We start from the raw sequence: 12,965 nt of genomic DNA on the forward strand, positions 1-12,965 counted from the left end.
TCAACAATTTATTTCTAAGCCAATTGCAACTCTTATGTTTTCAATGCAGATCATAATAGCAGAAAGAATTTTTAATTCTTATGGCAAATCCTATGCCAATTTGACTTGTCTTAAAATCGGGAGCAGGGCATTTCAACTTTACTAAAAGACACATATTCTTATTGAGATAAATGCGTACTACACCTAGTATTTAGCTAGAAATGAAAGATTATAAAGTACGGGGTACGGAATGGCGGATTCAAACAATAAACAGCGCAGTGGTTTCTTTTCAAATGCCTTCGGAGTGGCTAAAAAGCTCAGCCATACAGGTTTAAACATATTAAACCAAGTGAGCCCAGATACGGCTTCAGCACTGACCAATGCTACAACTGGTGATAGTGCGAGTACAAAAACAAAATCGAAAAATAAGCGTTATGAACACCCGCAGCAAGTCTTAAGAGACCATCTGCCGACAGTATCACGTCATTTATTAGGACGTCATTATGTCAACGCAAATCGAGTCGCGCATTTTGTGTCGCCACAACTTTCCGATAAAGCCGCAGATTATTTTTTTAGCCAGCTCAATCAATTTAGCTCGAGTATGAGCTCAGTCGATGCCGTTTTAGATGAAGCGGGCGTGCGTGATTTAGAAATGCTGACCCAAGATGTCGACCGTTCAAAACGGATTAGTCAGGCATTGTCCGAACAAAATAAAATTATTGCCATCTTGCAAGGCGCACTGACTGGTGCAACGGGCTTTGTTGGCTCAACGGTAGATGTCCCTGCTTCCTTGGTGATGTCGTTACGTATGATTTACCAAGTGGGACGTTCTTATGGTTTTGACTTAACTAAAGAGTCCGATCAAGACATCGTCCAGTTTATTTTTAAACAGATTGATCTTGGGCTGATTGCGGAAAAACAAACTTTGTTGATGGCGATAAAAGCCATTTCAAGTACCTTGCAAACCCATGATGTCTCTCAGTTACAACAGCTTTTAGGTTCAAGTAATGATATTGAAGCCTTAAAGAAATGGTTGACCAATGCCGATGGTCAGCTGAAATGGGGACAGTCGATTGTTAACCTATCGCTACTGAATAAGTTAGCAAAACTCACACCAATTGCCAGTGCAGGGGTGAGTGCAGCTTATAGTTGGCGCCTTGTTGATGATGTACACCAAAAAGCACAACTGGTTTTTTCACAAGCCCGCCAGTATATCATCCAACAAAAAGATACTAGCCTGAGTGCTTTAACAGCATATGAACGCTCACTTGAGCTTTTGGTGAAAGCCTCACCACGACTGCTGTCACAGCGCAGTACATCAGACACCGATAGCTCAGATTTAAAGCTTGGAGCTGAAGTAGAGTTAAATGGTCATCAAAGTATTGCTAAAGTAAAAGTTCAGAAAAAGTCCGACAAAGTCACAGAGCCTGTCGCAACCGAAGAGCGTGTTCAACAAGGGCTGGAACAGCTCGCAGATCAAATGGTTGAACCTCATGATGCTGTCGCACCGCAGCAACCAGCCCTACAAGTGGAAGAAGATCTTGCAGATTTATATCCAGTAGATGAGGTTGAAGAGACCATACAGAATAATAATGATTCTTTAGTACCAAATGAACCTACTGCGGCTTCAAAAGTTGCAGCAAAACCTGCGGTAGAGCCGACTGAAAAAAAGGTTACAAAAAGACGAAATGCACCGAGTAAAAAATAAACCCTTTAAAATAGATAGAAATTTGTAAAAGCCTTGATTTGGTCAGCATTACATGTGGTTTGAAATGTTGACCATTTTTACGTCTTAGCTTACAATTGCATGCCCTCAAAAAGTCGTCTTTTTTTGGGTTTTTTATTAACGGGAGAATTGCCAAATGGCAACAACAAATCAGTTGATCCGTAAGGGTCGTACGACTTTAGTTGAAAAATCTAAAGTTCCTGCGTTGAAGGCTTGTCCACAACGTCGTGGTGTTTGTACACGTGTTTACACAACTACACCTAAAAAACCTAACTCAGCAATGCGTAAAGTTTGCCGTGTGCGTTTAACTTCTGGCTTTGAAGTTTCTAGCTACATCGGTGGTGAAGGCCACAACCTACAAGAGCACAGTGTTGTTCTTATCCGTGGTGGTCGTGTTAAAGACTTACCAGGTGTACGTTACCATACCGTTCGTGGTTCTTTAGACTGTGCTGGTGTGAAAGATCGTAACCAGTCTCGTTCTAAATACGGTACTAAACGTCCTAAGAAATAATCTTTCGAGATTAACTTCTTAGTTCGCTAGAACTGCAATCCTTTATCGTCTCGCTTGTCTGATTTCTGCATTAATTTTGTGAAATTCAAGCGACGTGTAGTAAGGCCAGCGAAAGCACATGACACTTTGTGCTACGGCTGGATTAACCTGAAGTGTCATATATATAGGTAGTTTAAAATGCCAAGACGTCGCGTAGTTGCTGCTCGTGAAATCCTTCCGGATCCTAAGTTCAGCAGCCAAACAATCGCTAAATTCATGAACCACGTAATGCAAGATGGTAAAAAATCTATTGCTGAAAGTATCGTTTACGGTGCTTTAGACCGCGTTCAAGAAAAAAACAAAGTAGACCCAGTTGAATTTTTCGAGACTACTCTTGAAAAAGTTCGTCCTATGGTTGAAGTAAAAGCACGCCGTGTTGGTGGTGCTACTTATCAAGTACCTATGGAAGTACGCCCATCCCGTCGTACTGCTCTAGCTATGCGTTGGTTAGTAGATGCTGCTGCTAAGCGTTCTGAAAAAACTATGGCTTTACGTCTTGCTGGTGAGTTGCTTGATGCAGCTGAAGGTAAAGGCGCAGCGGTTAAAAAACGTGATGACGTGCATCGTATGGCTGAAGCCAACAAAGCATTCTCTCACTACCGCTTCTAAGCGACTAAAACAGCCCCTATTCAGGAGGGTGACAGCTTGGCTTATGCCAAACTGTCATCGAATCGCTTTAAGCTGTTCGTCAGCTTAAAGCGCCTGTTTTAAACAACAAAATTTAGGAATGCAAGAAATCATGGCTCGTCAAACCCCAATTTCTCGTTATCGTAACATTGGTATTTCTGCGCACATTGATGCGGGTAAAACCACAACTACAGAACGTATTTTGTTCTACACAGGTGTATCTCACAAAATTGGTGAAGTACACGACGGTGCAGCAACAATGGACTGGATGGAGCAAGAGCAAGAACGTGGTATTACCATTACTTCTGCTGCTACGACTACATTCTGGTCAGGTATGTCTAAACAGTTCCCTGAACACCGTATCAACGTAATTGATACACCGGGACACGTTGACTTCACAATTGAAGTTGAACGTTCTATGCGTGTTCTTGATGGTGCGTGTATGGTTTACTGTGCTGTAGGTGGTGTACAACCTCAGTCTGAAACTGTATGGCGTCAAGCGAACAAATACCAAGTGCCTCGTTTAGCATTCGTGAACAAGATGGACCGTACTGGTGCAAACTTCTTCCGTGTTGTTGAACAAATGAAGACACGTTTAGGTGCAGCTCCTGTACCTGTAGTAATCCCTGTTGGCGCTGAAGAAAACTTCCAAGGCGTAATCGACTTGATCGAAATGAAAGCGATCATTTGGGATGAAGCTTCACAAGGTATGCAGTTCGAATACGGTGAAATCCCGGCTGAACTTCTAGCTACTGCTGAAGAATGGCGTACAAACATGGTTGAAGCTGCTGCTGAAGCTTCTGAAGAGCTAATGGACAAATACCTAGAAGAAGGCGAATTATCTAAAGAAGATATCGTTTCTGGTCTACGTGTTCAAACTTTGGCTTGTCAAATTCAACCAATGCTTTGTGGTACAGCGTTCAAAAACAAAGGTGTTCAACGTATGTTGGACGCAGTAATTGAATTCTTACCGTCGCCTACAGAAGTTAAAGCGATTGAAGGTGTTCTTGACGACAAAGCTGAAACTAAAGCGATTCGTGAAGCATCTGACGAAGCTCCGTTCTCTGCGCTTGCGTTCAAAATCATGAACGACAAATTCGTAGGTAACTTAACTTTCGTACGTGTTTACTCTGGTGTTCTTAAACAAGGTGATTCTGTTTATAACCCAGTTAAATCTAAACGTGAACGTATCGGCCGTATCGTGCAAATGCACGCGAACGATCGTCAAGACGTTGAAGAAATTCGTGCGGGTGATATCGCTGCGTGTGTAGGTCTTAAAGACGTGACTACGGGTGATACACTTTGTGATGAGAAAAATGTCATCACACTTGAGCGTATGGAATTCCCAGAGCCAGTAATTGCATTGGCTGTTGAACCAAAAACTAAAGCTGACCAAGAAAAAATGTCAATTGCTTTAGGTCGTTTGGCTAAGGAAGATCCATCATTCCGCGTTCGTACTGACGAAGAGTCAGGTCAAACAATTATTGCTGGTATGGGTGAACTTCACCTTGACATCATTGTTGACCGTATGAAGCGTGAATTCGGTGTTGAAGCAAACATTGGTAAACCAATGGTTTCTTACCGTGAAACGATCAAGAAGACAGTTGAACAAGAAGGTAAATTCGTACGTCAAACTGGTGGTAAAGGTAAATTTGGTCACGTATACGTACGTTTAGAGCCAATGGATCCTGAATCAGAAAAAGATTACGAATTCGTTGAAGAAGTTGTTGGTGGTGTAGTTCCTAAAGAATTCTTCGGTGCTGTGGATAAAGGTATCCAAGAGCGTATGAAGAATGGTGTCCTTGCTGGTTACCCAGTTGTTGGCATCAAAGCTACATTGTTTGACGGTTCTTACCACGATGTCGATTCGGACGAATTATCGTTCAAAATGGCAGGTTCTTACGCATTCCGTGACGGTTTCATGAAAGCAGATCCTATCTTGCTTGAACCGATCATGAAAGTTGAAGTAGAAACTCCAGAAGACTACATGGGCGATATCATGGGTGACTTAAACCGTCGTCGTGGTATGGTTCAAGGTATGGATGACTTGCCTGGCGGTACTAAAGCAATTAAAGCTGAAGTTCCACTTGCAGAGATGTTTGGTTACGCGACTCAAATGCGTTCTATGTCTCAAGGCCGTGCAACATACTCTATGGAATTTGCTAAATATGCTGAAACTCCACGTAACGTGGCTGAAGGCATCATTTCTAAATTCCAGTCTGGCGGTAAAAAAGGTGACGACGAGTAATCTTTCGATTACTATAAGCCCAAACTAATTCATAGTTAAAAACCAAGTGCTCATGCAGTGATCCTGCATGAGTAGTTTAAAAAGGAAGATCTCATGGCTAAGGCTAAGTTTGAACGTAATAAGCCACACGTTAACGTGGGCACAATCGGTCACGTTGACCATGGTAAAACAACTTTAACAGCTGCAATTGCAACTGTATGTGCGAAGAAATTCGGTGGCCCCTCCTTGGCTCCAATACATTTTATGCGAAATAAAAGTAATTTTTTATTTAATTTAAGTATCAATAGTCTATATTGAAAAACATTGTAAAGTAAAAACAACTTTATGAAAAATATGTTTTTTTTGTGTATATTAATTTAGCTGCTTTTATATGTTTTTTAATTTTGATATAAGAATGTATGTTTAGGATCAAAAGTTTCACCGAAAGATGGCTAGTATACAACCAAGGACTACTTTAATGAATAAACAAAAGTTTAAAAATTTTGAAGATGCAGGAAGAGAAATTTTAAATTTTTTACATCAGAGGTTTGGATTTGACTTATGTATGATTACTCGGGTAGAAGGTGATGATTGGATAGTATTACAAACAGAAGACCATGGATACCATATTAAACCAGGTCAAGTTTTCAAATGGGCTGATTCATTTTGTTGCCATATGGTTAAAGGAAATGGTCCAAAAATTGCTCCTGCCTCAGAAAAAATTGAACTATATGCAAGTGCACCAATTAATAATCAGGTAAGTATTAAATCATATATTGGCCAACCTATAACTAATGAGGATGGTAGCTTATTTGGAACATTATGTGCTATTCACCCTCAAACAAAATCTGAAAATATAAGTCAAGATATAGCTATAATAGAATTATTAGGAGATTTACTTAGTAGAATACTTCAAGCTGAATTACGTCAATTTAAGCATATTAATGAGTTTAAAAGTTTAAGAAAAAAAGTATTTAAAGATGATTTGACTGGTCTGTACAATAGAAGAGCTTGGGAAGAATTCTTAGAAAAGGAAGAAGAGCGATGTAAACGGTATGGCCATCCAGCAGCAATTTTTTTTATTGATATAAACGATTTGAAACAAGTTAATGATAGTTTGGGGCATTCGGCTGGCGATCATTTAATACAGTGCGCTGCAAATGTGCTTGTGAATACAGTGCGCAGTAATGATATTATTGCTAGATTAGGTGGAGATGAATTTGTAATATTAAGTATGGAAAACAACTCAGTAGGGGCTGAAATACTTTTAAAAAGAATTCTAGATGCTTTTTGTGAGGTTGATATTAGTATAGCTATTGGTTTTTCAATGAGAGTCCCAAATAAAGGTTTATTATTTGCAGCAGAACAAGCTGATAAAAAAATGTATATGCATAAGAAAAAATTAAAGTCTAAATTAATTTTTTAATATAACGTAAATATTTACTTTACTGATGTCCTAATACATACATTTAAATTTAAGACTATTTAGGAAAACACAATTCAAAGCATATACCTTCTGCGCTATTGACTGCCTGATACATTCCCTGATGAAGCGTTAAAATGGATGCAACAATCGATAGGCCTAAACCACCCGTTTGATGAGGACTTTGTCTGCTGGAGTTGCACTGATAAAAACGCTCAAAGAGATGAGGCAAATGCTCAGGGGCAACTTCCAAACCACTGGTGATTACAGATAATGTAATCATCTGCATATTATTAATGATCTTCCGGTGGCTAAGCACATAAATAGTTCGGTGATTGCCGCCGTGAACGAGCGCATTTGATATCAGATTATACAGCACTTGTTGTAACAGTTCAGGATCTGCCGATAGCTCAGTCGCCTCAAGACTTAAAACAAAATTGCAGTGTTGTTCTTCGGCTTGATACTCGAAAATACTGAATATATCTTCTATAAATGATTGAAGTTGAATCTTCTGTTTGTTTAAGCAAACTTTGTGCGCATCTGCGCGTGCTAGAAATAACATGCTGTCAATCATTCGTTTTAAACGTTGATAGTCCTCTAAGTTGGAAATCAAGAGTTCCTGATACTGTGCGGGACTACGTTTACTCATGAGTAAAATTTCGGTTTGCCCGATTAAATTATTCAAAGGTGTTCTGAATTCATGAGCAATGTCTTCGGAAAAACGATTCAGTTGGCTATATCCTAGTTCAATACGGTCAAGCATGGCGTTAATATCGGAGGCTAGTTGTTCGATCTCTTGAGGAGGATGATTTAGATTAAGTCTCTGTTCAAGTTTGTGAATACTAATAGCATGAGTTTGTTTGCGTAGTGTTCTTAATGCGTTCAATCCGAAACGGCTGGCAATCGCGCAAAGTATGAAAATGGCTAGAATGCCGCTAAATACATAGATAAATAGACGTTTTTTAAAAGGCGAGATAATCGCTAAACGTTCCGACCACTGCTTGCCTGCAATTAATAGATAGGGTTGTCGATTAATTTGAATAGTTTTCCATGCAATACGGGTGGGATAAGTATAAGCCGATAAATCACGGAATTGAATCTGGGGCTGGTGGGTAAATTCAGGCAGTGGAATGCCAAGAGGATTAATGTTGATCAGAGCCTGATTCCCTTTAAGCAATACAAATAGATTGTCCTGATTGCCGAGCATATTTTGATACAGCTTCGGCTGCGCAATAATCTGCTCAATATTGCGACTGTCCTGCAATAAAATTTCCAGACGTTCAATACGTTCAACCAAAGCCCGATCTTGCTGTGTAATTAGAATCTGGTTGATGCCAAGATAAGTCATCAACGCCACAGTACACAGAACCATCGCAGCACAAGTGGTAGCTAGTAGTGTTAATCGTAGTTCTAGCGAACGAATGGGGTTAAACATTATTTGTCTACCGAAATTTTATAGCCCAAACCGCGAACAGTATGAATTAACTTTATATCATGTCCCTCATCAATTTTACTGCGTAAACGCCGCACAGCTACATCAATAAAATTAGTATCGGTATCAAAATTGATCTGCCAGACTTCAGACGCTATTTGCCTGCGCGTAATAATTTCATTCGGATGGCGAAGTAAGAAGCGCAAAAGATTGAATTCTTTTTTACTGAGTTCTACAGGCTGTTGGTTACGCCAGACTTTATGATGGATTAAATCCAATTTTAAATTTGCAATTTCTAATTGATTTTCCTCTACATACTGCTGACGTCTAAGTAGACTTTTAATTCGGGCCAGTAATTCAATATAAGAAAAAGGCTTGGCTAGATAATCATCGGCGCCTAGTTCCAAACCTTTGACCCGATCAATCACTTGGTCTTTTGCGGTAAGAAAAATTACTGGAATCTTAGAAAATTGTCGCAATACTGTCAGGACTGCCCAGCCATCTATATCGGGCAACATCACATCTAATATAACCAGACTATATGCATGCATTTTTAACTTTTCCAAGCCTTCTAGCCCTGAATGGACACATTCCGCCTCATAGCCAGATTCATTTAACCCTTTAACCAGATATGAGGCGATTTTAACTTCATCTTCGATAATTAGAATACACATTTTGTTCAGGCTCATTTTGAAGATGACAACTTTGTAATGTGATTGTCATCATCCAAATCATTCAGATTGTATAAGATTTTTAAAACTTAATTCAGGGCAATCATGATGAACAAACTCAAAGGGCTTATTGCAACAGTAATGCTGATGAGTAGCAGTACTTTTGCACAATCCGTTCAATTGAATCAAGTTTATTCACTTGATTCTCAGACAGCACAAACTCTTATTGATGCTGCTGTGACCGTATGTCAAAAAATACAGCACAATATTGCCGTGGTGGTGGTAGATCGGGGAGGAAATACCTTGATTTCAAAGAGACATGAAACTGTCGGGCCACATAATTTAGGCGCAGCCGAAAAGAAAGCCTATACCGCTTTATCCACCAGAATGGCGACCATGTTGTTAAGTCAAAATGCCCATGAAAATAAGGATGCAAAAAATTTAACCACTTTATCAAATTTACTATTGTTAGGTGGCGGCGTACCTGTGCGTTATGAGAGTCAAGTGGTCGGCGCCATTGGCGTTGCCGGAGCAGGGGGCGCAAAAAATGACCATTACTGCGCTGAAACAGCTGTTAAGTCTATTTTCAATCCTTAAGGAATCCATCATGTTTAAAAAATTATTGCCACTCTCAACACTATTGTTGACCTCAATGACTTTTGCACAAACTAACCCCTTAAGTGTGCATGTGTTGAATCTAGAAAATGGTCTGCCTTCCGCTCAAGTCGAGGTGGTACTCGAAAAAAGTACCGGGAATAAATGGGTGAAATTAAATCAGCAATATACTGGCCCTAATGGCCGTATTACTGGATTGTTTCCTGAAAATCAGAAGCTTGAAGCTGGTATTTATAAAGTTACCTTTAAAACCGAGGACTGGTTTAAAAAAAATAAGCAAGATACCTTCTTTCCTGAAGTTCCTGTAATTTTTAAGGTAGATGGAAGTGTCAGCCATTATCATATTCCTCTACTTCTAAGTCCTTATGGATATTCGACTTATAGAGGCAACTAAGATTTAAAAGGGCTAGTCTAACTAGCCCTATTATTTGTGTTTAGTCCGTAAACTAGAGAAAATCACAAAAAATTCATGATCGTATTATTATGCTTTTAGTTGAATTAAAGTTGACTCAAGTTATGTAAATGAGTTGATAGAACTTATTGAAGCTTCATAGTAATTAAAATGAGAATGGCATGAACCAATTTTCTGAAGAAGACTTATCCAGAATTATCGAAATGGCCTGGGAGGATCGAACCCCATTTGAAGCCATTCAATGTGAGTTTGGTTTGAACGAAGCGGCAGTGATCCGCTTGATGCGGCAAAATATGAAACCCAGTAGCTTTAAAATGTGGCGTGCACGTGTGACAGGCCGAAAAACCAAGCATCTGCAGCTGCGTTTACCTGATGTGATACGGGCCTATTGTTCACGCCAATACAAGCGTTTCTAAGTGTTTGATTTTGATTACCGTCTGGACTCACGTTTACATCGTTCAGAACAATATTGTACTTCCTCCCAGCAGCGGTACCATTTCTTGCGCCAACTAAAAGGGCGCAAACAGTGGATACAGATTTTTTCAGGGAGATGCTGTTTTTTCATCGTTTATAACTCATTGATCTGGCTAAGAAGTTGCTGGGCATGGCTGATAATCTGATGCCGATCTTTAAGTTTATCTAGCTGTCGATAGATCATGCCCATACGTGGATGAGTACGAAATTTCGCCTCATTCCGGATCATAAAATACCAGTACAGGCTATTGAACGGACAGCTATCTAGCTCTGTGCGAGTTTTGACATTGTAGCTACAGTGCTTACAGTAATCGGACATCTTATGGATGTAATTGCCCGAGGCCGCATAGGGTTTGCTGGCCATCAAGCCGCTATCGGCATGCATCACCATACCCAGCGTGTTCGGTAGTTCTACCCATTCATAGGCATCGGCATAGACTGCCAGATACCACTCGCTGATCTGCTGCGGGTCTACACCAGTTAATAAGGCAAAATTTCCAGTCACCATCAAACGCTGGATATGATGTGCATAGGCATGCTGAAAAGTATTACGGAAACACTCAGCCATACAGTTCATCCGAGTACGGCCAGTCCAGTAAAATTGTGGCAATGGTGCTGAGTGCTGCAGTGCATTGCGGCTGGCATATTCTGGCATGTACAGCCAGTAAATTCCGCGAACATATTCGCGCCAGCCGAGAATTTGTCGGATAAAGCCTTCCACTGCATTCAGTGGTGCATGACCGGCATGGTATGCAGCTTCTGCCGCATCACAGACTTCTTTAGGTAGTAGCAGACCACAGTTCAGATAAGGTGAGAGCAGGCTGTGAAACAGCATGTCTGAGTCTTGAACCATGGCATCTTGATAATCGCCAAAATGTGGCAAACTGTGGGTAATGAAATGCTCCAGTGCAAGCAGAGCATTGCTACGTGTGGTGCCCCAGCGGAAGTTGTCAAGGCTGCCAGAGTGACGGGAAAATTCACGTTCAACCAATTCAAGCACATCCAGATCAATCTGATCGTGTTCAAAGTGAAGTGGTGCAGGCAAAGGGGGATTGCCAGCCCAGGCCTTACGATTGGCGCTGTCATAGTTCCACTGTTCTCCAAACGGCTGCTGTCCTTGCATCAAGTAACCGGTCTGCTTGCGCATTTCCCGGTAAAAATATTCCATACGCAGTGTCTGGTAGCGACTGGCCCAGTGCCGGAACTGCTCCGGACTACAGAAAAAACGTTCATCATTCAGGCATTGTACTGGCAATTGCAGCTGCTGGCTCCAATACTGTTCAATCTGCTGCTGTAAACGATATTCCCCGCAGTGCGTAATGACCAGTTCTGTGACTGGTAAGAGTTGCTGCTGTGACTCTACGAAATCCAGCAGGCTACGAATCGGACTATCAGATTTAAAAGCATGGTAACGTACACGCCAGCCTTCTGCTTTGAGTTCTTTGGCAAAATGACGCATGGCGCTAAAAATCAGGGCAATTTTCTGCGGATGATGGGCGACATAAGTGGCTTCCTCAACAACTTCGGCCATCAGGATCACATCCCTGATACGATCCAGCGCTTTGAGCGTAGCAAGCTGATGATGAAGCTGGTCACCCAGAATTAAACCGAAACGCATAGCCATTCCAGACCCTATGAAAGATAGCGCAGTGTAAGTCAAGACAGTTCAATTTTTTGTGAAAATAAAGATCATCCTGCATGTTGAATCAATCCAACTCGACCAGATGGCCCGCTGACATCGCACAGAAATGATGAGTACTGCTATAACAAAATATTCATCCCTACAATGCTAAAGCCAGTTGATGAAACTCGCTTTACATGATTTCTTAATACATGAGTAGTGTGAAAATTATGTGATTTTAATCAAAAAGATAAAAATTATTATGGTTGTAATTCAAGTAGCTCACGCCTAGTATCTGGCTTGAAGTTACTCCATGTGAGCTTCCTTAGTTTTGTCCCATACACCCCTCTGTATGGGATTTTTTTAATCAGGGAATTGTCATGAGCATGCATTCAAAAGCGTATATTTTTAGACAGCAGCAATTACTAGTGGATGAGTATTTTCAGTTGCCGCAGGTAGAAAGACTGCAGCACGACCTAAACCTGTCGGAAAATTGCGAGATCATTGCTCGTGACCTGAAAGAAGACGAACCGGTGCCGGAAGGTTATCAGCTGGTTCCAATCCGGCAACTGGTGCAAGTCTGGAGCAGACCGCAGTTTGAACAGGCCAGCCGTGCGGTACAGTTACTGGAATGGCGCCGTAACCACCGCTTTTGCAGTAAATGCGGTCACGCCACCCAGCAGCATGTCAGCCAGTATGCCATGATCTGTCCATCCTGTGGCTATAACCAGTATCCGCGGGTGAATCCCTGTGTGATTACCATCATTACCCGAGGTACAGATGAAATTCTGCTGGCAAAAAATGCTCGCAACAAAACCCAGATGTACAGCCTGATTGCAGGTTTTGTTGAAGTTGGAGAAACCCTGGAAGAGGCAGTAAGCCGTGAAACGCTGGAAGAAGTGGGACTACAAATCAAAAATATTCAATATCTAGCCAGTCAGCCGTGGCCGTTTCCCAGCAATCTGATGATGGCCTTCAAGGCAGAATATCAGGGAGGGGAAATTCAGATTCAAGAAAATGAACTCAGCGATGCGCAATTTTTTAAATTTGATCAGTTACCCGAGATTCCGTTTAAGGGTAGTATAGCCTATACCATGATTCAGCATGTGATACATGGAACGCCTGTTGCAGATGACAGCAAAAAATGGCTTTGAAAAAGTAATCTTGTTTGGGTCTCTCAAATAAACTGCAATAACGCATTAGGTAGT

General features: G+C 41.1%; 13 protein-coding genes and 1 pseudogene. 10 read left to right on the forward strand and 4 right to left on the reverse strand.

Features of this window, described 5'->3' with window-relative positions; genetic code table 11:
* Nucleotides 1-229: 229 nt before the first annotated feature.
* The 6 genes and pseudogenes from GVX98_RS10680 (at nucleotide 230) to GVX98_RS10705 (ending at nucleotide 6,535) form a co-directional block, all read left to right on the forward strand.
* Nucleotides 230-1,687 carry an EcsC family protein gene (locus GVX98_RS10680; protein ID WP_159128055.1) on the forward strand — a complete coding sequence of 486 codons (1,458 nt, stop codon included), beginning with the start codon at nucleotides 230-232 and terminating at the stop codon, nucleotides 1,685-1,687.
* A gap of 154 nt (nucleotides 1,688-1,841) precedes the next feature.
* Nucleotides 1,842-2,216, forward strand: a complete 375-nt coding sequence (rpsL, locus tag GVX98_RS10685) for a 30S ribosomal protein S12 (protein WP_002050319.1) — start codon at nucleotides 1,842-1,844, stop codon at nucleotides 2,214-2,216.
* A gap of 177 nt (nucleotides 2,217-2,393) precedes the next feature.
* Nucleotides 2,394-2,864, forward strand: coding sequence for a 30S ribosomal protein S7 (gene rpsG, locus GVX98_RS10690; protein ID WP_004694929.1), 471 nt, complete (start codon nucleotides 2,394-2,396; stop codon nucleotides 2,862-2,864).
* 130 nt (nucleotides 2,865-2,994) lie between these two features.
* Nucleotides 2,995-5,130 (forward strand): elongation factor G, encoded by a 2,136-nt coding sequence (fusA, locus tag GVX98_RS10695; RefSeq protein ID WP_159128056.1) that lies wholly within the window; start codon nucleotides 2,995-2,997, stop codon nucleotides 5,128-5,130.
* 93 nt (nucleotides 5,131-5,223) lie between these two features.
* Nucleotides 5,224-5,355: pseudogene (locus GVX98_RS10700) on the forward strand (GTP-binding protein); the annotation flags it as partial.
* Between the two features lie 232 nt (nucleotides 5,356-5,587).
* Nucleotides 5,588-6,535, forward strand: a complete 948-nt coding sequence (locus tag GVX98_RS10705; RefSeq protein ID WP_004981592.1) for a sensor domain-containing diguanylate cyclase — start codon at nucleotides 5,588-5,590, stop codon at nucleotides 6,533-6,535.
* A gap of 55 nt (nucleotides 6,536-6,590) precedes the next feature.
* On the opposite strand, the gene GVX98_RS10710 is transcribed toward GVX98_RS10705, so the two are convergent.
* Nucleotides 6,591-7,970 (reverse strand): heavy metal sensor histidine kinase, encoded by a 1,380-nt coding sequence (locus tag GVX98_RS10710; protein WP_159128700.1) that lies wholly within the window; start codon nucleotides 7,968-7,970, stop codon nucleotides 6,591-6,593.
* On the reverse strand, nucleotides 7,967-8,638 hold the full coding sequence (locus GVX98_RS10715; protein ID WP_159128057.1) for a heavy metal response regulator transcription factor: 672 nt from the start codon (nucleotides 8,636-8,638) through the stop codon (nucleotides 7,967-7,969). Before GVX98_RS10715 ends, GVX98_RS10710 begins: the two co-directional genes overlap by 4 nt.
* Nucleotides 8,639-8,743: 105 nt before the next feature.
* Between GVX98_RS10715 and GVX98_RS10720 the strand changes: the two genes are divergently transcribed.
* The 3 genes from GVX98_RS10720 (at nucleotide 8,744) to GVX98_RS10730 (ending at nucleotide 10,078) form a co-directional block, all read left to right on the forward strand.
* The gene (locus GVX98_RS10720) at nucleotides 8,744-9,232 is read left to right on the forward strand and encodes a heme-binding protein (protein ID WP_171503359.1); all 489 of its coding nucleotides are present in this window, start codon (nucleotides 8,744-8,746) and stop codon (nucleotides 9,230-9,232) included.
* Between the two features lie 10 nt (nucleotides 9,233-9,242).
* Nucleotides 9,243-9,644, forward strand: a complete 402-nt coding sequence (uraH, locus tag GVX98_RS10725; RefSeq protein WP_004981585.1) for a hydroxyisourate hydrolase — start codon at nucleotides 9,243-9,245, stop codon at nucleotides 9,642-9,644.
* A gap of 179 nt (nucleotides 9,645-9,823) precedes the next feature.
* Complete coding sequence (locus tag GVX98_RS10730) at nucleotides 9,824-10,078, forward strand: TIGR03643 family protein (protein ID WP_058952279.1); 255 nt, start codon at nucleotides 9,824-9,826, stop codon at nucleotides 10,076-10,078.
* Nucleotides 10,079-10,092: 14 nt separating this feature from the next.
* Here the strand turns inward: GVX98_RS10730 and GVX98_RS10735 are convergent, their stop codons facing one another.
* Both GVX98_RS10735 and GVX98_RS10740 read right to left on the reverse strand, forming a co-directional pair.
* Complete coding sequence (locus GVX98_RS10735; RefSeq protein WP_159128059.1) at nucleotides 10,093-10,227, reverse strand: DUF2256 domain-containing protein; 135 nt, start codon at nucleotides 10,225-10,227, stop codon at nucleotides 10,093-10,095.
* A 3-nt stretch (nucleotides 10,228-10,230) separates the two neighbouring features.
* Nucleotides 10,231-11,754, reverse strand: coding sequence for a cryptochrome/photolyase family protein (locus GVX98_RS10740; protein WP_004981582.1), 1,524 nt, complete (start codon nucleotides 11,752-11,754; stop codon nucleotides 10,231-10,233).
* A 383-nt stretch (nucleotides 11,755-12,137) separates the two neighbouring features.
* Here GVX98_RS10740 and nudC point away from each other — a divergent pair, with 383 nt between their 5' ends.
* Nucleotides 12,138-12,911 (forward strand): NAD(+) diphosphatase, encoded by a 774-nt coding sequence (nudC, locus tag GVX98_RS10745; protein WP_171503342.1) that lies wholly within the window; start codon nucleotides 12,138-12,140, stop codon nucleotides 12,909-12,911.
* Nucleotides 12,912-12,965: the final 54 nt, after the last annotated feature.

Source organism: Acinetobacter sp. 8I-beige, from assembly GCF_902505955.1.
GTDB classification, from domain to species: domain Bacteria; phylum Pseudomonadota; class Gammaproteobacteria; order Pseudomonadales; family Moraxellaceae; genus Acinetobacter; species Acinetobacter johnsonii.

Excerpts from the sequence above, each read along its gene's own strand:
- GVX98_RS10715 (WP_159128057.1), bottom strand. The coding sequence starts at position 8,638 with ATGTGTATTCTAATTATCGAAGATGAAGTTAAAATCGCCTCATATCTG.
- GVX98_RS10680 (WP_159128055.1), top strand. The coding sequence starts at position 230 with ATGGCGGATTCAAACAATAAACAGCGCAGTGGTTTCTTTTCAAATGCC.
- GVX98_RS10735 (WP_159128059.1), bottom strand. The coding sequence starts at position 10,227 with ATGAAAAAACAGCATCTCCCTGAAAAAATCTGTATCCACTGTTTGCGC.
- GVX98_RS10740 (WP_004981582.1), bottom strand. The coding sequence starts at position 11,754 with ATGCGTTTCGGTTTAATTCTGGGTGACCAGCTTCATCATCAGCTTGCT.
- nudC (WP_171503342.1), top strand. The coding sequence starts at position 12,138 with ATGAGCATGCATTCAAAAGCGTATATTTTTAGACAGCAGCAATTACTA.
- rpsL (WP_002050319.1), top strand. The coding sequence starts at position 1,842 with ATGGCAACAACAAATCAGTTGATCCGTAAGGGTCGTACGACTTTAGTT.
- GVX98_RS10720 (WP_171503359.1), top strand. The coding sequence starts at position 8,744 with ATGAACAAACTCAAAGGGCTTATTGCAACAGTAATGCTGATGAGTAGC.
- uraH (WP_004981585.1), top strand. The coding sequence starts at position 9,243 with ATGTTTAAAAAATTATTGCCACTCTCAACACTATTGTTGACCTCAATG.
- rpsG (WP_004694929.1), top strand. The coding sequence starts at position 2,394 with ATGCCAAGACGTCGCGTAGTTGCTGCTCGTGAAATCCTTCCGGATCCT.
- GVX98_RS10705 (WP_004981592.1), top strand. The coding sequence starts at position 5,588 with ATGAATAAACAAAAGTTTAAAAATTTTGAAGATGCAGGAAGAGAAATT.
- fusA (WP_159128056.1), top strand. The coding sequence starts at position 2,995 with ATGGCTCGTCAAACCCCAATTTCTCGTTATCGTAACATTGGTATTTCT.
- GVX98_RS10730 (WP_058952279.1), top strand. The coding sequence starts at position 9,824 with ATGAACCAATTTTCTGAAGAAGACTTATCCAGAATTATCGAAATGGCC.